The sequence below is a fragment of the Sandarakinorhabdus sp. genome, assembly GCF_040398645.1.
GTDB lineage: Bacteria > Pseudomonadota > Alphaproteobacteria > Sphingomonadales > Sphingomonadaceae > Sandarakinorhabdus.
Window position 1 is genome coordinate 17,271 of the sequence record NZ_JBBATR010000005.1, and the last position, 18,461, is coordinate 35,731.

12 protein-coding genes are annotated in these 18,461 nt (G+C 66.2%); 7 read left to right on the plus strand and 5 right to left on the minus strand.

Translation table 11 applies throughout. The annotated features are described in order from the left end of the window. Positions 1-54 precede the first annotated feature (54 nt). Together ABWP50_RS02165 and ABWP50_RS02170 are read left to right on the plus strand one after the other, a co-directional pair. On the plus strand, positions 55-1,230 hold the full coding sequence (locus ABWP50_RS02165; RefSeq protein WP_353216347.1) for an acetyl-CoA C-acyltransferase: 1,176 nt from the start codon (positions 55-57) through the stop codon (positions 1,228-1,230). 119 nt (positions 1,231-1,349) lie between these two features. Beyond that, positions 1,350-3,125, plus strand: coding sequence for a DEAD/DEAH box helicase (locus tag ABWP50_RS02170; RefSeq protein ID WP_353216348.1), 1,776 nt, complete (start codon positions 1,350-1,352; stop codon positions 3,123-3,125). Between the two features lie 21 nt (positions 3,126-3,146). Here ABWP50_RS02170 and ABWP50_RS02175 read toward each other — a convergent pair whose 3' ends face one another. The 5 genes from ABWP50_RS02175 to mutS are packed head-to-tail and all read right to left on the minus strand — an operon-like array spanning position 3,147 to position 11,968. After that, positions 3,147-4,136 (minus strand): DUF2891 domain-containing protein, encoded by a 990-nt coding sequence (locus ABWP50_RS02175; protein WP_353216349.1) that lies wholly within the window; start codon positions 4,134-4,136, stop codon positions 3,147-3,149. Further along, a complete protein-coding gene (locus ABWP50_RS02180) occupies positions 4,133-5,074 on the minus strand; it encodes a DUF979 domain-containing protein (RefSeq protein ID WP_353216350.1) in 942 nt (313 codons plus the stop codon). The genes ABWP50_RS02175 and ABWP50_RS02180 overlap by 4 nt, the downstream gene beginning before the upstream one ends. Continuing rightward, entirely contained in the window at positions 5,071-5,721 is a 651-nt protein-coding gene (locus ABWP50_RS02185; RefSeq protein WP_353216390.1) for a DUF969 domain-containing protein, read from the minus strand. Before ABWP50_RS02185 ends, ABWP50_RS02180 begins: the two co-directional genes overlap by 4 nt. Before the next feature lie 14 nt (positions 5,722-5,735). Beyond that, complete coding sequence (locus tag ABWP50_RS02190; protein WP_353216391.1) at positions 5,736-9,308, minus strand: hydantoinase B/oxoprolinase family protein; 3,573 nt, start codon at positions 9,306-9,308, stop codon at positions 5,736-5,738. Between the two features lie 56 nt (positions 9,309-9,364). Beyond that, positions 9,365-11,968, minus strand: a complete 2,604-nt coding sequence (mutS, locus tag ABWP50_RS02195; RefSeq protein WP_353216351.1) for a DNA mismatch repair protein MutS — start codon at positions 11,966-11,968, stop codon at positions 9,365-9,367. A 136-nt stretch (positions 11,969-12,104) separates the two neighbouring features. Here mutS and ABWP50_RS02200 point away from each other — a divergent pair, with 136 nt between their 5' ends. The 5 genes from ABWP50_RS02200 to ABWP50_RS02220 all read left to right on the plus strand — a co-directional run. Then, positions 12,105-14,381 carry an NADP-dependent malic enzyme gene (locus ABWP50_RS02200; protein ID WP_353216352.1) on the plus strand — a complete coding sequence of 759 codons (2,277 nt, stop codon included), beginning with the start codon at positions 12,105-12,107 and terminating at the stop codon, positions 14,379-14,381. Next, a complete protein-coding gene (locus tag ABWP50_RS02205) occupies positions 14,378-15,142 on the plus strand; it encodes an alpha/beta hydrolase (protein ID WP_353216353.1) in 765 nt (254 codons plus the stop codon). The genes ABWP50_RS02200 and ABWP50_RS02205 overlap by 4 nt, the downstream gene beginning before the upstream one ends. Beyond that, positions 15,142-16,167 (plus strand): tRNA epoxyqueuosine(34) reductase QueG, encoded by a 1,026-nt coding sequence (gene queG, locus ABWP50_RS02210; protein ID WP_353216392.1) that lies wholly within the window; start codon positions 15,142-15,144, stop codon positions 16,165-16,167. The genes ABWP50_RS02205 and queG overlap by 1 nt, the downstream gene beginning before the upstream one ends. Next, positions 16,164-17,084, plus strand: a complete 921-nt coding sequence (locus tag ABWP50_RS02215; protein ID WP_353216354.1) for a carbon-nitrogen hydrolase family protein — start codon at positions 16,164-16,166, stop codon at positions 17,082-17,084. Before queG ends, ABWP50_RS02215 begins: the two co-directional genes overlap by 4 nt. A gap of 25 nt (positions 17,085-17,109) precedes the next feature. Then, on the plus strand, positions 17,110-18,461 hold a 1,352-nt coding region (locus ABWP50_RS02220; RefSeq protein ID WP_353216355.1), incomplete at its 3' end, for a helicase HerA-like domain-containing protein.

The window sequence follows — 18,461 nt, forward strand, 5'->3', positions numbered from 1 at the left end:
GCGGGTCCCTCCCTCTCCCCGGACGGGAGAGGGGACAGCCAGAAGGATAGTCCCATGCGTGAAGCTGTTATTGTTTCCACTGCCCGCACCCCGATTGGCCGCGCCTATCGCGGTGCTTTCAATGCCACGCCGTCGCCAACCTTGGCCGGTCATGCCATCGCCCACGCCGTCAAGCGCGCTGGCATCGATGGCGGCGAAGTTGATGATGTCGTGATGGGCTGCGCGCTGCAGCAGGGCGTGCAGGGCGGCAATATTGCCCGCACCGCGCTGCTGCGTGCTGGCCTTCCGGTCACTGTGTCGGGCCAATCGATTGACCGGCAATGCTCGTCGGGCGTGATGTCGATCGCCACTGCGGCCAAGCAGATCATCGTTGATGGCATGACCATTGCCATCGGTGCCGGCGTCGATTCGATTTCGATGGTTCAGAACGACAAGATGCGCGTGGGGGGCGATCCCAGCCTGGTAGCGATGCATCCGGCCGTCTATATGCCGATGCTCCAAACCGCTGAAATCGTGGCCAAACGCTATAATGTCAGCCGGGATCGCCAGGATGAATATGGCTTCCAAAGTCAGATGCGCACCGCCGCTGCGCAGGCCGCCGGCAAGTTCGATGCCGAGATCGTGCCAATGACCGCCACCATGGCGATGGTCAACAAGGAGACCAAGGAGGTCACCCACCACGAAATCACCCTGAGCAAGGACGAAGGCAACCGCCCGGAAACCACGCTGGATGGCCTGAAGGGCCTGAAGCCGGTAATCGAAGGCGGCGTGATCACCGCCGGCAATGCCAGCCAATTGTCGGACGGCGCATCGGCCAGCGTGTTGATGGAAGCCGGCGAAGCCGTGCGCCGCGGCCTCACCCCGCTGGGCGCCTATCGCGGCATGGCCGTGGCCGGCCTGGAGCCTGATGAAATGGGCATCGGCCCGATCTATGCCATCCCCAAGCTGCTGAAAGCCAACGGCTTGACCATGAACGATATCGGCCTGTGGGAACTCAACGAAGCCTTTGCCGTGCAGGTGCTGCACTGCGCCGATGTGCTGGGCATTGATCCCGAAATCCTCAACGTCAACGGCGGTTCGATCTCCGTTGGCCACCCTTATGGCATGACCGGCGCTCGGTGCACCGGCCACGCCTTGATCGAAGGCAAGCGCCGCGGCGTGAAATATGTCGTGGTCACCATGTGCGTCGGCGGCGGCATGGGCGCTGCCGGCCTGTTCGAAGTTTATTGAAGCAGCCTCAATCCGGTGGGCAGCAGCGCTGTCCACCGGAATGCCGGTCGGGCATCCGTCTTATGGCAATATTTCACGACTGATTCGCCTTTCGCCGCATTTTGGGCCATAGGCCCGCGATGATGATTGAAAATTTGCCGGCGCCGCTGGCCCAAGCCATCGCTGCCCGCGGCTACGAAGAACTCACCCCTGTCCAGACTGCCGTGATCGCCGACGAAGCGAACGGACGTGATTTGCTGGTTTCGGCGCAAACAGGCTCCGGTAAGACGGTGGCGTTTGGGCTGGCCATGGCCGCCGATCTGCTGGGCGATGCGCCGGTGCTGGCCCCGCCCGGCCGGCCACAGGCATTGGTGATCGCGCCAACCCGGGAACTGGCGTTGCAAGTGGCCAGCGAGCTGGCTTGGCTGTATCAGCCGGCGCGCGGCCGCATCGCCACCTGCGTAGGCGGCATGAACCAAAGCGTGGAACGGCGCACCCTTTCAGCCGGCGCGCACATCGTGGTCGGAACACCTGGCCGCCTGCGCGATCACCTTGAACGCGGCGCGCTGCTGCTCGATCAATGCAAGGTCATCGTGCTCGATGAAGCCGATGAAATGCTCGATATGGGCTTTCGCGAGGATCTTGAGGAAATACTGGATGCTGCGCCGCCGGCGCGCCGCACCCTGATGTTTTCGGCAACCATGCCCAAGGGCATCGCCGAACTGGCCCGTGATTATCAGAAAAATGCCCTGCGCCTTGCCACAGCCGGCCGCAGCAGCGCCCATGCCGATATTGCCTATCAATGTGTTGCGGTCAGCCCGGCTGATATCGAATCGGCGGTCGTGAACCTGTTGCGCTTCCACGAACCGCCCACCGCATTGCTGTTTTGCGCCACCCGGGACAATGTGCGCCGCTTGCACGCCAGCCTGACCGAACGCGGTTTTGCCGCCGTGGCGCTGTCGGGCGAACACAGCCAATCCGAACGCAACCAAGCCCTGCAAGCGCTGCGTGATCGCCGCGCCCGCCTGTGCGTCGCCACCGATGTGGCCGCGCGCGGCATCGATCTGCCCGGCTTGTCGCTGGTCATCCATGTTGAAGTGCCGCGCGATGCCGAAACCTTGCAGCACCGTTCCGGCCGCACCGGCCGCGCCGGGGCCAAGGGCACCGCTGTAGTGGTCGTGCCCTATCCAGCCCGCCGCCGCGTGGAACGCATGCTCACCGGCGCCGGCATCAAAGCCGAATGGGTGAAAGTGCCCACCGCCGAAAGCATCAATGCGCAAGACCGGGACCGGCTGCTGATCAGCATCGGCGAAGGCATCGGCGCGCTGGATGACGATGACAAGCGGCTGGGCGAGGAATTGCTGACGCGGCACGGCGTTGACGAAATCGCATCGGCGTTGGTGCGCATGCACCGCGCCAGGCTGCCGCAAGTGGAAGAACTGGTGGATGCCGGCGCGCCAATGGCCCGCGAACGTGCCCAGCCCGGTGCGGGCCGGCGCGGCAATGATGAAGGCCTCGGCGATGACATGCCCGGCATGCGCCACGGTGGCGCGTCTGTAGAGGGCGGGGGCGTGTGGTTCCGGCTGGATGTCGGCCGCCGCCAGAATGCCGATCCGCGCTGGATCATCCCGCTGCTGTGCCGGCGCGGCGGCGTGACCAAGCCCGATATTGGCGCGATCCGCATCCTGCCATCCGAAACACTGGTGGAAATCGCGCCGGAAATGGCCGAACGCTTCGTGGTCGCCTTAAAACGCCACGCCACCCGCCAAGGCCGCAGCGCCGAAGATCAGATCGAGATCATCCCGGCCAATGGCCCACCCCAGGAACGCCCTTCGCCGCAGCGCCTGTCAGCGCCGCGCCCATCACCTCAGCGCCCGCACACGGCCCGCCGGCCGCCCAATCGCAGCAACGGCTGACGGATCTGCACTGCGCGCCGGCTATGCCAGCAGCGCCAGCAGTGCAAAACTGGCCAACCAATGCTCACCGGCATAATCGCCGGCAATGTGCGGCATTGCGGCGGCAAGATGCGCATCGGCGGCAGCGGCAAGCGCCGGCACAGCCGCACTGCGCGGGTTGAGTGCGGCGGCAAGCCGGCGAAATGCCCAGGCCCGCGACAGATTCAGGCCGTCAAGATGCGCAATCTTGCCGTCGCTGCGATCCGATACGCTGGCCGGGGTGAACAGGCTGGCCGGTGCCTGCCGGGCAAGATCAGGCAGATAGGCCCGAAACCAGCGCCGAAATTCCGGCGCCGGCAGCAGCGCCGCCATCGCCAGCGCGGCCATCAACGTGGGTGACAAAAACGCATCGCCGTCCGGCTCCCACGCCTGTGCTCGGCGATCATCGCCATACCAGCGCCGCGCCGTGGCAGCCATCAGCGCCAGCAGCGCCGGATCATGATCGGCCGCCCAGCGCGCACCGAGCACGAGCGCAAAGCCGGTGTTGCCATGAGCGCCGGTGCGGATCGGATAGGTGAACTGGCCCAGCATGTGCCGGAAATTCTGGCTGATATCCTGCGCCAACGGTTCAAGTATCGGCGCCAGCACATTGTTTGCACTGGCCATTTGTGCATGAAGATACAAAAGCCACGCCCAGCCATAGGGCCGTTCGAAGCCGCGCGATTCCGGGCGAGCGAGATAGGCACGCTCGGCCGCGACATTGGCCGGTGTGAACAGGCTGGCCGCCAACGCGCGGGTTTCGTCGGCGCGCGCATGATCCGGAAAGAGGTGAAGCAGGCGCATGAGCAGCCACCAACCGTGCACACAGCTATGCCAATCAAAGCTGCCAAAGAAGATCGGATGCAGATCGCGCGGGCTGCGCACGTCGGCCGCGTTTGCCATCACGTGATCGAGCTTGTGCGGATATTCCCGGCCCACATGTCCCAGCGCGATGCCAGCCATGCGGCCCGCCAAATCATTGTCCAGCATCATGAAAATGCAAATCCCCATATCATCGCGGTGTTGAACAGCCACAAGATCACCGCCGTTGGCCACTGCGCGCGGATCACGGCATAGCGATCAGGCAAGCTCAGCAGCGCCGCCGGCACGATATTGAAATTGGCAGCCATCGGGCTGAGCAAAGTGCCGCAAAAGCCCGCCAGCATGCCCACCGCGCCCACCACCACCGGATCGCCGCCCAGGCCCAGCACCAGCACGGGCAGGCCGATGCCGCCCATCATCACCGGAAACGCCGCAAAGGCATTGCCCATCATGACCGTAAAGATCGCCATACCGCCCGTAAATGCGAGCACGGCAGCGATGCGGCTGCCCTCCGGGATGGCCAGTGGTGCTAGCGCGCCAACAATCTCACCCACGCCGGCGACGGCAAACAGCGCGCCCAGGCTGGCCAGCAATTGCGGCAGGATCATCGCCCAACCAACCCCTTCGGCCAGGCGGCGGCCTTCCTGCACGGGCGCGGCGAGCGGCGGGCGCAGCCAGATCATCAATGTGGCCGCAGCAATCATCGCGCCAAGCCCAAGGCTGACCAGTGTAACCTGTTTGGGATCAACGATTTGGCCAAGATGCGGAAACAGGAACGTGCCGGCGAGCGCGACGCCGGGCATGATCAACGCCGGCAGGAACAGCCGGTTGCCGTGCCGGGCCGCGCTGGCACTGCGCTGCGCGGCGGTGCTGGTGGCAGGCTGGCCCTTACCGGGCGCGCCAAGCAGCGCCAGCGCCACCAACGCCAGCAGCAGCACGCCGTTGCCAGTATCGCTCAGCGCATCGCCGATCAGAAATTCCGTAGCGATCAACGCCCAGAATGCCGCCGCGCGCAGGCGCCGTGGGTGCTGGCCATCCAGCAGCGCCGCTAGCGCGATGCCGCCGAACACCACTCCGGCGAGCGCATATAGGTGCGTCAGCCCGATCAATTTTTGCGCCCCATCCGCAGCAGCCGGCCGCCGTGCACAGCAAAGGCCGCGATGGCGGTGGGGATTGCCCACACCGACAATTGCAGCGGCTGCACGATGATGCCGGCACTTTCCAGAAAGCCCTTGATCAGCAAGATCGATGCGATCGCCAGGAAGATATCCTCCCCAAAGAAAATGCCGACATTGTCGGTGGCGGCGGCCATTGCCTTGACTGTGTTGCGTTCATCGGCGCTGATTGCCGGATTGTCGCGCGCCGCGGCGGCTTCGGCCATTGGCGCCAACAGGGGCCGGACCGTTTGGGCATGGCCGGCAATTTGGGTGAGGCCAAGCGCCGATGTGAGCTGCCGGAAACCCAGATAGATCAGCAGGATACGCGAGGTTGTTGCGGCCTTGCTGCGGGAAATCAGGGCGGCAGCCTGTTCCTGCAAGCCAGCCCGTTCCATCAGGCCGATCACCGGCAACGCCAGCCACGGCACCGACACATAGCGATTTTGGTGAAACGCCTTGCCCAGTGCGGCCACCACCTCGGGCACCGACAGTCCAGCGCCCAGGCCGGACCCAAAGGCCGCCGCCACCACCACCGCCAACGGGTTGGCGCGCATGGCAAAACCGATCACCACCACGGCAATGCCGATCAGCGGCCACAGACTGGGCAAGCCTGTCACGCGCCAAAGCCGCCGCCGCCTGGTGTTTCGATGGTGATTGAGTCGCCCGCCGCAAGCTCGGCGCGGTCGCAGGCGGCGAGATGTTCGACGCTGCCATTGGTGCGTTCGACGCGGGCGCTGCCGGGCAGGGCGTCGCCGCCGCCGTGCAGACCAAAGGGCCGGGTGCGGCGGCGGCCGGAGAGCAGGGAGGCGGTCATGGCTTCGCGAAAGACGATGCGGCGGATGACACCGTCACCGCCGGGCCACTGGCCTTTGCCGCCAGAACAAGCCCTTGTGCTGAACTCTTCAACCAATACCGGAAAGCGGGATTCGAGAATTTCGGGATCGGTCAGGCGGCTGTTGGTCATGTGCGTCTGCACGGCGCTGGCACCGGCGAAGCTGTTCCCGGCGCCGGCGCCGCCGCAGATGGTTTCGTAATATTGGTAGTCCTTGTTTCCAAACGTGAAATTGTTCATCGTGCCTTCCGATGCTGCCAGCACGCCGAGCGCGCCGAACAGGGCATCGGTGATGATCTGGCTGGTTTCGACATTTCCCGCCACAACTGCGGCCGGCGCCTGCGGACGCAGCATCGAGCCGTCCGGCACGATCAGGCGCAGCGGGCGCATGCAGCCATCGTTCATCGGCAGGTCATTGCCGGCCAAGCATCTGAAAACATAGAGGACAGCAGCCTGCGCCACCGAGAACGGCGCGTTGAAATTGTCGGCCAGTTGCGGCGATGTGCCGGTGAAATCGATGCTGGCGCTGCGGCTGGCGGCATCGATGCGGACAGCGACACAAATGCGGGCGCTATTGTCCATTTCAGCGATCATCTCGCCATCGCTGAGATGGGAAATCGCAGCACGCACAGCCGCTTCGGCATTGTCCTGCACATGACACATGAAGGCGGCCACGACGGGTTCACCCTCCGCCCGGCACAGTTGGACCAGCGCCTGGGCGCCGCGGGCGCAGGCGGCGGCCTGCGCCTTGAGATCGCCGATGCAGCGGGCTGGATCGCGCGCCGGCCACGGGCCGGAACCGAGCAGGGCGAGCATGTCGGCTTCGAGGAAAATTCCTTTGTCAATCAACAGGATATTGTCAATCAACACGCCCTCTTCAGCGATTGTCCGGCTGCTGGGCGGCATCGAGCCGGGGGTGATGCCGCCGATATCGGCCTGGTGGCCGCGGGCTGCCACCCAGAAGGATGGGGCGGCGCCGCCAGTAAAAACCGGTGTAACAACAGTGACATCGGGGAGGTGGGTGCCGCCGGCGAAGGGGTTGTTCAGCACGTAACTGTCACCGGCGTGGATGCCGCATGCTGATCCTGCCCATTTGCCCATAACGGTGCGCACGCTGTCGCCCATTGATCCCAGATGCACCGGCATGTGCGGCGCGTTGGCGATCAGATGGCCGTCCGCGTCGAACAGGGCGCAGGAAAAATCGAGCCTTTCCTTGATGTTGACTGACCAGGCGGTGGTCTTGAGCGCTTCGCCCATGTCTTCCGCGATGGCCATGAAGCGGTTGGCGAACAGCTCGAGGCGGACGGGGTCAGCGGCTGCCAGCAAGGGCAACCTGGCGGCTGTGGCCGGCGGCGCAAGCCGGGTCAGGATCAGATTGGCCTGAGCGTCCACTTCGGCCTGCCAGCCGGGTTCGACCAAGGTGGTGCCGGCGCTGTCGATGATCACGGCCGGGCCGGCGCTGCGCCAGCCGATCGGCAGGCCGGCACGCGAAAAGAAGCTGCAGGGCTGCCATTTGTGTCCCAAAAACACGTCATGGTGGGCCACGAGTGATGAACCGTGGGGTTTGGCTGGCAAACTGTTGCCGCCGGCTGGGCCACCATATTCTGGCACGCCGGGCGCGGTGCCAACCGCTTCGGCGATCAGCGCATCCACCACCAGATGGGCATCGGCAATCGCAAAGCCGAAGCGCTGTTCCTGCTCGGCCACAAAGGCGCGGGCCATGGCGGCCGGCGCGGCCAGCGGCAGGTCCACGCCGCTGTCTGACCCGGCGTAGCGGATGCGGGCCAGCACTTTCACGCTGGCCACCGCCTCGCCCTGCGCCAGCAATGCAGCGCGGGCCTGGTCGGCCAATTCGGCCGCCGGGCCGGCGAGATCGGTTGCTGGCGAGAGCGGCCAGTTCAGCGTGCGCTGCCGAACCGCCCGCACTTCAGCGAGGCCGATGCCGAACGCGGACAGCAGGCCGGCCAGCGGGTGGATCAGCACCCGGGTCATGCCCAGTTGATCGGCGATGGCGCAGCAATGTTGCCCGCCGGCGCCGCCAAAGCTGGTGAGCGTGTAGGCCGCGGCGTCGTGGCCGCGTGCGATCGAGATCCGGCGGATGGCCTGGGCCATGGTTTCCACCGCGATGGCCCGCGCGCCGGCGGCGATGTGTTCGGGCGGTTGGCCAATTGCGGCGCCCAGATCGGCAAAGCCGGCGCGCACCGCATCGCCGTCCAGCGGTTCATCGCCGGCGGGGCCGAACAGCGCCGGGAAATGCGCGGGCTGCACGATGCCCAGCATGACATTGGCATCGGTGATGGTGAGCGGCCCGCCGCGGCGATAGGCGGCCGGGCCGGGCACCGCGCCGGCGCTTTCCGGGCCGACCTTGAGCCTGCCGCCGGCATGGCTGATGATCGAGCCGCCGCCGGCCGCCACCGTATCGATTTTCAGCATCGACACGCGCATCGGCACGCCGGCGATCACGACTTCGTCGGCGCGTTCATACTGGCCGTCAAACAGCGACACGTCGGTGGAGGTGCCGCCCATGTCAAAGCCGATCAGCCGCGTGTCGCCAGCGCTGCGCCCGGCCGCGGCCATGCCGACGATGCCGCCCGCCGGGCCGGACAAGATGGCATCGCGGCCGTGAAAATGCCCGGCGCGGGCGAGGCCGCCGTTTGACTGCATGAAGGCCAGGTTCACCCCCGGCAGGCCGGCGGCGATCTTGCTGACATAATCGCGCAGCGGCGGCGACAGATAGGCATCGACCACGGCAGTGTTGGCGCGCGGCACCAGCCGGATCACGGCGCCGACGTCATGGCTGCACGTGACCTGTGTGAAACCGATGGCGCGGGCAATCGCGGCGACGCGCAGCTCGTGCGCCGGGTGGGCGTGGCCGTGCAGGCAGGCGACGGCCAGGCTGCGATAACCGGCGTCAAACGCATCCTGCAAGGCCGCGTGCGCCGCCGCTTCATCAAGGGCGCGCAGCACTTCGCCTTGCGCCGTCACCCGCTCGTCGATTTCCACCACCATTTCATACAGCGGCGCAGGCTTTTTGATTTCCAGCGCGAAAATGTCGGGCCGGGCCTGATGGCCGATCAACAGCGCATCGCGGTGGCCGCGCGTGATGGCCAGCACCGTCGGCGCGCCCTTGCGTTCCAGCAGGGCATTGGTGGCCACGGTGGTGCCCATGCGCACGGCGTGGATCGGCGCAGGATCGTTCCCGTGCAGCCGGGCGATGCCGGCCAGCGCCGCATCGTCATAAAGCTCGGGCGCATGGCTGAGCAGCTTGGCCGTCACCAGCTGCCCATCGGGCCGCAGCGCCACGATATCGGTGAACGTGCCGCCGCGATCGATCCAATATTGCCATCCCGCCATCCCCCATGTGGTGGCGCTGCCAGCGGGGCGGGTCAAGGGCTGGCAAGCAGCCGGATCTAGCTGCTTGCCGGCCCAGCCAGCGCCTTCAACTCCGCAAGCAGATCGAGGGCTTCGCGCGGGGTGATGTTGTCCGGGTCGATCTGGCCGAGTTTTTCGCGCAGATCGTCGCCGGCGGGGGCAGTGGGGGCGGCAAAGAGCGGGAGGCTGTCCATGCCTGCTGCGATGCCGCCGGTCTGGTCGCGGCGGGTTTCGAGCCGTGTGAGCACGGCGCGGGCGCGGGCGAGCACCGGCGCCGGCACGCCGGCGAGGCGGGCCACCGAGAGGCCGTAGCTTTTGTCAGCGCTGCCGGGCACGACCTGGTGCAGGAACACCAGATCGCCCTTCCACTCGCGCACTTTGACGGTGACGCTGGCGAGGCCGGACAGCTTGGCGGTGAGCGGCACCAGCTCGTGATAATGGGTGGCAAACAGGCAGCGGCAACCCAGATCATCGTGCACCGATTCCAGCACGGCCCAGGCGATGGCAAGGCCGTCGTAGGTGCTGGTGCCGCGGCCGACTTCGTCGAGGATGACGAGGCTGCGGTTGGTGGCGCCGGTGAGGATGGCAGCGGTTTCGACCATTTCGACCATGAAGGTGCTGCGGCCCTCCGCCAGATCATCCGCCGCGCCGACGCGGCTGTAGAGGCGGTCGATCACGCCGATATGGGCGCTGGCGGCGGGCACGTGGCTGCCGGCCTGGGCCAGCACGGCGATCAGCGCGTTTTGGCGCAGGAAGGTGGATTTGCCGGCCATGTTCGGCCCCGTCACCAGCCAGACGCGGCGATCGGTGGACAGATCGCAATCATTGGGCGTGAAGCGGGCGTGGGATTTGCGCACCGCCAGTTCAACGACGGGGTGGCGGCCGGCGGTGATGGCAAAGGCGGCGCTGTGGTCCACGGTGGGCCGGCACCAGTTTTCCGATGCCGCCAGTTCGGCCCAGGCCGCGCCGACATCGATACGGGCCAGCGCCGCCGCGCCGGCCAAGATGGCGGCCTGGCAGGCGAGCACGGCGCTGCGCACTTCTTCCAGATGCGCGGCTTCGGCGGCCAGCGCGTGATCGGCGGCGCTGGCGATGCGGCTGGCGAGGCTGGCAAGCTCCACGCTGGAAAAGCGCACCGCGCCGCCGGCGCCGGCGCTGCCCATGGTCTGGCGGTGGATGAAGCCTGAATCGGCGGCGAGCAGCGGATCGGCGCGGGCGGCGGGCACTTCGATATGATAGCCCAGCACATTGTTGTGGCGGATTTTGAGGGCGGTGATGCCGGTTTCGGCCTTGAGGCGGGTTTCCAGCGCCGCCACCGCGCTGCGGCCGTCCCGCGCCGTATCGCGCAGCGCATCGAGGGCGGCATCGAAGCCGGGGCGGATCGCGCCGGGCAATTCGATGGGCGGCTCGTCGGCCAGGGTGCGGGCCAATTGCTCGACCAGCGCGCCGATGCCGCTGCCGGATGGGCCGATCTCGGCCAGCGTCTCGGCCAGCAGCGCAGGCAGGCCGGGGCGGGCGGACAATTCGGCCTTGAGGGCAAGTGCGCCGGCCAGCCCGCGCCCCAATTGGCCAAGATCGCGCGGGGACCAGCGGCCGATGGCGATGCGGGCCAGCGCCCGGGCGATATCGGGCAGCGCCGCCAGCGTGGTGCGCGCTGATGCGCGGGCCAGCGGATCGGCGATGAACCAGCCGAGCAGATCGTGGCGGGCGGCAATGGCAGCCGCATCGGTGAGCGGCGCGGACAGATCGGCGCCCAATTGCCGGGCACCGGCGGCGGTGACGGTGCGATCAACGGCGCTTTCGAGGCTGTGGCGCGCCGACCCGCGCGCCAGATCGAGGCTGGCGCGGGTGGCGGCATCGATGGCCATGCTGCTGCCCGGCAGTTCGCGGCGCGGCGGCAGGATCAACGGTGCAGAATCGCGGGCGGTTTCGCTGACATAGGCCAGCAGCGCGCCGGCGGCGGCCAGTTCGGCCGGGGTGAACTGGCCCCAGCCGGCCAGCGTGGCGACGCCAAAGCGGGATTTCAGGGCCGTTTCGGCGCGGGCCGGGCTGAAATCGGCAGCGGGGCGGGAGATGCCGATGTGGGCACTGCCTTCGGGCACCAGGGTTTCGGCCGGGTTCAGCCGGGCCAGTTCGGCGCGCATATCGGCCATGGTGCCGGCGCTGGTGTGGAAGGCCCCGGTGCTGAGATCGAGCCAGGCGAGGCCGCAGTTGGCCCCGTCATTGGCATCTGGCGCCAGCGCGGCCAGCCAATTGGCGCGGCGTGGTTCCAGCAGGCCAGGCTCGGTGACGGTGCCGGGCGTGACGATGCGCACGACGGCGCGGGCCACCACCGATTTGCTGCCGCGTTTGCGGGCTTCGGCCGGGTCTTCGATCTGTTCGGCAATGGCGACGCGGTGGCCGGCGCGGATCAGGCGCGCCAGATAGGATTCGTGGGAGTGCACCGGCACGCCGCACATCGGGATCGGCTGGCCGGCATATTCGCCGCGCTTGGTCAGCGCGATGTCAAGTGTGGCGGCGGCGGCTGCGGCGTCATCGAAGAAAAGCTCGTAGAAATCCCCCATGCGAAACATCAGCAGCGCATCGCCGGCCTGGGCTTTCAGGCCCAGATATTGCGCGATCATGGGGGAGGCGGCGGTCATTGCTGCTGCTTGTAGCGGCGCTGGCGCGGCACTCAAGCGCGGATGAAATGAACCGGCTGGGCATGTGTAGCCACTTGCCCCTTTGCCGCCGCAATCCTATCCCGGTTGCGAGCAAGATGATTTTCAGGATCAGGCAATGAGCAACGATGACAGCACGCCCGGCATTGATCCGGATTTCGGTGACCGCGAGGCGCTGAATTACCACCGCGGCGGCAAGGCCGGCAAGATCGAGATCGTCGCCTGCAAGCCGATGGCGACGCAGCGCGATCTGAGCCTTGCCTATTCGCCGGGTGTGGCGGCGCCGGTGCGCGCCATCGCGGCTGATCCCGATGCCGCCTATGATTACACCATCAAGGGCAATCTGGTGGCGGTGATTTCCAACGGCACCGCCATTTTGGGGCTGGGCAATCTCGGCGCGCTGGCCTCCAAGCCGGTGATGGAAGGCAAGGCCGTGCTGTTCAAGCGCTTTGCCGATATCGACAGCATCGATCTGGAAGTGGCGACCGAGGATGTCGACAAGTTCATCGCCTGCGTCGAGCTGCTGGAGCCGAGCTTTGGCGGCATCAACCTGGAGGATATCAAGGCACCGGAGTGTTTCATCATCGAAACCACGCTGAAGGAACGGATGAACATTCCGGTCTTTCACGATGACCAGCACGGCACCGCCATTGTCGCCGCCGCCGGTCTGATCAACGCGCTGCACCTGACCGGGCGCCGGCCCGAAGACGTCAAGATGGTGGTCAATGGTGCCGGCGCTGCGGCCATTGCCTGCACCGAACTCATCAAGCTGTACGGCGTGAAGAATGTGGTGATGTGCGACACCAGCGGCGTGATTTACGTGGGCCGCCAGAAGGGCATGAACCAGTGGAAATCGGCGCATGCCGCCGTCACGGACTCGCGCACCCTCGAAGAAGCGATGGTGGGCGCGGACGTGTTCATGGGCCTGTCGCAAAAGGGCGCAGTGACCGAAGCGATGGTGGCGAGCATGGCGGCCAGGCCGATCATTTTCGCGATGGCCAATCCCGATCCGGAAATCACGCCGGAAGAAGTGGCCAATGTGCGCAGCGATGCCATCGTGGCCACCGGGCGCAGCGATTATCCCAATCAGGCCAACAATGTATTGTGCTTTCCCTATCTGTTTCGCGGCGCATTGGATGTGCGCGCCACGGCCATCAACGAGGAAATGAAGCTGGCAGCGGCCAATGCCATCGCCAGCCTGGCGCGCATGCCGGTGCCCGATGAAGTGGCGGCGGCCTATGGCGGCAAGGCGCGGGTGTTTGGCCCGGAATATATCATCCCGGCGCCGTTTGATCCGCGCCTGATCGAGCATATCCCGCTGGCGGTGGCCAAGGCGGCGATGGCGTCGGGCGCGGCGCGCAAGCCGTTTTTTGATGAAGAAGCTTACCGGCAGGAGCTGCGCGGCCGGCTCAATCCCACAACGTCGATCTTGCAGGGCGCCATCGAAAGCGCCCAGAGCCGCCCGCGCCGCGCCGTGTTTGCCGAAGCCGAACAAGAGGTTGTGCTGCGCGCGGCGGTGAACTGGCGCAACAGCGGCTATGGCACGCCGGTGCTGGTCGGCCGGGAGCTGCCCGTGCGCGAAGGTCTGGCGCGGCTGGGCGTGGACGATCCCGAAAGCTTTGAAATCCACAACAGCGCGGTGTCCCCGCTGGTGCCGGCGATGGTGGATTTCCTGTATGAGCGGGTGCAGCGCCGCGGCATGCTGCACCGCGATGTGCAGCGCATGGTCAATCATGAGCGCAACGTGTTTGGGGCGCTGCTGGTGGCGATGGGCGAAGCCGATCTGATGCTGACGGGCGTGACCCGCAATTTTGCCACCAGCTATCGGCAGGTGCGCCAGGTGATCGATCCGGTGCCGGGCCAGCGCCCGTTCGGCATCCACATGCTGGTGGGCAAGCAGCAGACCATCTTTGTGGCCGATACCACGGTAACGGAACGGCCAACGGCGGAAGCCCTGGCCAATATCGCCATCGAAACCGCTGCGGTGGCGCGCCGGTTGGGCCAGGAGCCGCGCGTGGCCTTCCTGAGCTACAGCAATTTCGGCAATCCGCACGGCGAATTTGTCGACAATCTGCGCGGCGCGGTGGAATTGCTCGATCAGCGGCAGGTCGGCTTTGAATATGAAGGCGAAATGTCGGCTGATGTCGCGCTCAATCCGGCGATGCGGGCGCAATATCCGTTCAATCGCTTGTCTGGCCCGGCCAATGTGCTGATCATGCCCGGCCTGCACAGCGCCAATATCGCCGCCAAGCTGATCAAGGAAGTGGCCAGCCTGCGCGTTGTGGGCCCGATGCTGGTCAACATGTCCAAACCGGTGCAGATCGTGCCGATGAACAGCAGCGCCAATGACATCGTCACGCTGGGCGTGCTGGCGTCAACCGGCGTGGTGTGTTGAAGCCGCCGATCCTGCTGATCCACGGCATGTGGTCCACGCCGGCCACATTTGATCGGCTGCGCGCAGTGCTGGAGGCGGCAGGCCATGCCACCTTTGCCCCGGTGCTGCCGTGGCACAACCGGCCCGCCAGCCTGCCGCCGCCGCCCGACCTGGGGGAGGTGTCGATCACATCCTATGTCGATTATCTGGTCACTGAAGCCGCGGCGTGCAGCCGGCCGCCGGTGATTTTGGGCCATTCGATGGGCAGTTTGCTGGCGCAGATGCTGGCGGAGCGGGTGCCGCATGCCGGGCTGGTGCTGCTGTCACCGGCGGGGGCGGCCAACAGCCAGGCGCTCAGCCTTGATCCGTTCAAGACGATGAAGAATGTCGTGCTGAAATGGGGCTGGTGGGACAGCCCGACCCTGTGTGACGATGCCGGCGCGCGCTGGGGCATTTTCAACGGCGTGCCCGAGGAGGTGACCGCCAGGGAAATCGCTGCGCTGGTGTGGGATTCGGGCCGCGTGCTGGCGCAAATGGCGCTGCCGCCCTTGTTCGGCAATGTGACACGGGTGGATTATGCCCGGCTGAACCAGCCGGCGCTGGTGGTGGTGGGCCTGAATGATCGCATCACGCCGCCGGGCATTGCGCGGGCGACGGCTCGCAATCTGACCGGCCCGGTCGATTATCACGAAGTGCCCGGCGCGCCGCACTGGCTGTTCTGGGGCGATCTGGAACAGCAGATCGGGGCAATGGTGACGGAGTGGCTGAACACGCTGACCTGATGGCGGCGCTGCGGGCGCAGGCCGACGGGCTGGGCTTTGCGGCGCTGGGCGTGTGCAGCGCGGATGCCGTGCCGCAGGCCGGGGCGCGGCTGCGGGCGTGGCTGGCAGATCGTTGCCATGGCGAGATGATCTGGATGGAAAGCCGCGCCGATGAACGCGCGTCGCCGATGGGCCTGTGGCCGGATGTGCGCAGCGTCATCATGCTCGGCACCAATTATGCGCCGCCGCTGGATCCGCTGCGGCTGGCCGGGCAGGGCGATACCGGCGTGATTTCGGTTTATGCCTGGAACCGGGATTATCATGATCTGATCAAGAAACGCCTGAAGGCGCTGGCGCGCTGGCTGGTGGCGGCGGCTGGCGGAGACGTGAAGGTGTTCGTGGATACCGCGCCGGTGATGGAAAAGCCGCTGGCCGCCGCCGCCGGGCTGGGCTGGCAGGGCAAGCACACGAATCTGGTTTCGCGCAGCCATGGCTCTTGGCTGTTTCTGGGCGCAATCTATACCACGCTGGAACTGCCGGTGGATGCGCCGCATGGTGATCGTTGCGGCAGTTGCACCCGCTGCCAGACGGCGTGCCCGACCGATGCGTTTCCGGCACCCTATAGATTGGATGCGCGGCGCTGCCTGGCCTATCTGACCATCGAGCATAAAGGCCCGATCCCGGAGGAATTTCGCAAACCCATGGCCAACCGCATCTATGGCTGCGACGATTGCCTGTCCGTCTGCCCATGGAATCGTTTTGCCAAGGCCACGGAAGAACCGGCCTTCCTGCCGCGCGCCGAACTGACCGCGCCGAAACTGGCGGACTTGCTGGCGCTCGACGATGCTGCCTTCCGCGCGCTGTTTTCGGGCAGCGCCATCAAGCGCATCGGGGTGGCGCGCTTCATCCGCAACTGCCTTTATGCGGCGGGCAACAGCGGGGAGGGCGGGTTGATCCCGGCGGTGGCGGCGCATCTGGGCAGCGATGATCCGGTGGTGGCTGATGCGGCAAGCTGGGCAATGCAGCAATTGGAGAGACAGGCATGACCATGATCACAGGCAAAGCACGGCTGGCCGCGCTGCAAATCGGCAGCCGGGCGACTACGGGCGAAACGCTTGATGCGCTGATGGCATGGCGCGGCGAGCTGCAAGCGGCGCGGCCCGATCTGCTGGTGCTGCCCGAAGCGCTGCTCGGCGGCTATCCCAAGGGCGCGGATTTCGGCGTGCGGCTGGGCTATCGCACGCCGGCCGGGCGCGATGCGTTCCGGCGCTATTGGGGGCAGGCGGTGGAGCTTGATGGGCCGGAGGTGGCGGCGCTGGGCGAACTGGCGGCCAGCATCGGCTGCACGATTATCGCTGGCGCGATCATCCGGGCCGGCACCACCCTGCACTGCGCGGCGCTGCATTTTGCGCCCGATGGCAGGCTGGCCGGGCATCGCGGCAAGCTGATGCCTACGGCGGCCGAACGGCTGATCTGGGGGCAGGGCACGGCGCGCGATGTGGTGAGCTTTGCCAGCCCGATCGGGCGGATCGGCGCGCCGATCTGCTGGGAGAATTTCATGCCGCTGCTGCGCACCGCGCTCTATGCGCAAGGCGTGACGATCTGGGCGGCCCCCACCGTGGATGATCGGCCGCAATGGGAGGTGGCGATGCGCCATATCGCCCATGAAGGCCGCTGTTTCCTGGTGTCGGCCTGCCAATGGCTGCCGCCGTCGCAAATGGCGCTGGGGGAACCGATCACCTTGATCGACCGCGCCGCCGATGTGCCGCTGATCGGCGGCGGCAGCATGATTGTATCGCCGATGGGCGAGGTGCTGGCCGGGCCACTGCGCGGGCAGGAGGGTTTGCTGGTGGCCGAGGTTGATCTGGCTGACGTGGTCCGCGCGCGCTTTGATTTCGATGCCACCGGCCATTATGCCCGGCCGGATATCTTCCGGCTGGACGTGGCAGGCGAGCCGGGCTGAAACTGCGCTGCATGGGGAGAGACGCGTGACGGATAATTTGTTCATCGGCCTGTCCGATCAGGATGCGCCGCAATCGCTGGTGCTGAAACGCGCCAATCGCCATGGGCTGATTGCGGGTGCCACCGGCACTGGCAAGACGGTGACGCTGCAAGGCATTGCCGAGGGGTTTTCGCGCGCCGGGGTGCCGGTGTTCCTGGCCGATGTGAAGGGCGACATCGCCGGCATGGCCAAGCCGGGCAGCGAAGCCGCTGGCTGGACGGCCAAGCGCGCCATGGAGATGAAGATCGAGGATTATGACTGGGAATCGATGCCGGTCGTCTTCTGGGATTTGTTCGGCGAACAGGGCCATCCCATCCGCACCACCATTTCCGAAATGGGGCCGCTGCTGCTGGCGCGGCTGATGGGCCTGAATGATACGCAGGAAGGCGTGCTGGCGATTGCGTTTCGTTATGCCGATGATCACGACATGCTGCTGCTCGATCTGGAAGATTTGCAGGCGATGCTGGCGTGGTGCGCCGACAATGCGGCCGAGCTGTCCAGCAAATATGGCAATGTCACCAAGGCCAGCGTTGGCTCCATCCAGCGCCAGTTGCTCACCCTCGAAAGCCAGGGCGGCGCGGCGTTTTTTGGTGAACCGGCGTTTGATATTACGGACTTTATCGCGCTGGACGGCAAGGGCAGGGGCCGGGTGAACATATTGGCGGCCGACAAATTGATGAACAGCCCGCGCCTGTATGCGACCTTCCTGCTGTGGCTGCTGGCCGAACTGTTCGAAACGCTGCCCGAAGTGGGCGATCCCGACAAACCCAAGCTGGTGTTCTTCTTTGACGAAGCGCATCTGCTGTTCGACGAGGCGCCCGATGCCTTGATGGACAAGGTGGAGCAGGTGGTGCGCCTGATCCGGTCCAAGGGCGTGGGCGTGTATTTCGTCACGCAAAATCCGGTGGATATCCCCGAAAAAGTCGCGGGGCAATTGGGCAACCGGGTGCAGCACGCGCTGCGGGCGTTCACGCCGCGCGATGCCCGCGCCATCAAAAGCGCCGCCGAAACGTTCCGGCCCAATCCCCGGCTGGATGTGGCGGCGGTGATCACCGAAATGAAGGTGGGGGAGGCGCTGGTTTCGACGCTCATGCCCGATGGCGCGCCGTCACCTGTGGAGCGCACGCGCATCGCGCCGCCGCGCAGCCGGGTTGGGCCGCTGACGGCTGGCGAGCGGGCCGACGTGATCAACGCATCGCCGTTTGCCGGCAAATATGAAGAGCGGATCGACCGCGAATCCGCTGCCGAACTGCTGCTGATGAAGCGCGAGGACCAGGCCGGACAAGCCGAAGCCGACAAGCAGGCCGCGCTGCAAGCCAAGCTGGACGCGCAGGCCGC

Bases quoted from the DNA above. Each gene is read 5' to 3' on its own strand.
- queG (WP_353216392.1), top strand. From the start codon at position 15,142: ATGGCGGCGCTGCGGGCGCAGGCCGACGGGCTGGGCTTTGCGGCGCTG.
- ABWP50_RS02190 (WP_353216391.1), bottom strand. From the start codon at position 9,308: ATGGCGGGATGGCAATATTGGATCGATCGCGGCGGCACGTTCACCGAT.
- ABWP50_RS02170 (WP_353216348.1), top strand. From the start codon at position 1,350: ATGATGATTGAAAATTTGCCGGCGCCGCTGGCCCAAGCCATCGCTGCC.
- ABWP50_RS02215 (WP_353216354.1), top strand. From the start codon at position 16,164: ATGACCATGATCACAGGCAAAGCACGGCTGGCCGCGCTGCAAATCGGC.
- ABWP50_RS02175 (WP_353216349.1), bottom strand. From the start codon at position 4,136: ATGATGCTGGACAATGATTTGGCGGGCCGCATGGCTGGCATCGCGCTG.
- mutS (WP_353216351.1), bottom strand. From the start codon at position 11,968: ATGACCGCCGCCTCCCCCATGATCGCGCAATATCTGGGCCTGAAAGCC.
- ABWP50_RS02200 (WP_353216352.1), top strand. From the start codon at position 12,105: ATGAGCAACGATGACAGCACGCCCGGCATTGATCCGGATTTCGGTGAC.
- ABWP50_RS02165 (WP_353216347.1), top strand. From the start codon at position 55: ATGCGTGAAGCTGTTATTGTTTCCACTGCCCGCACCCCGATTGGCCGC.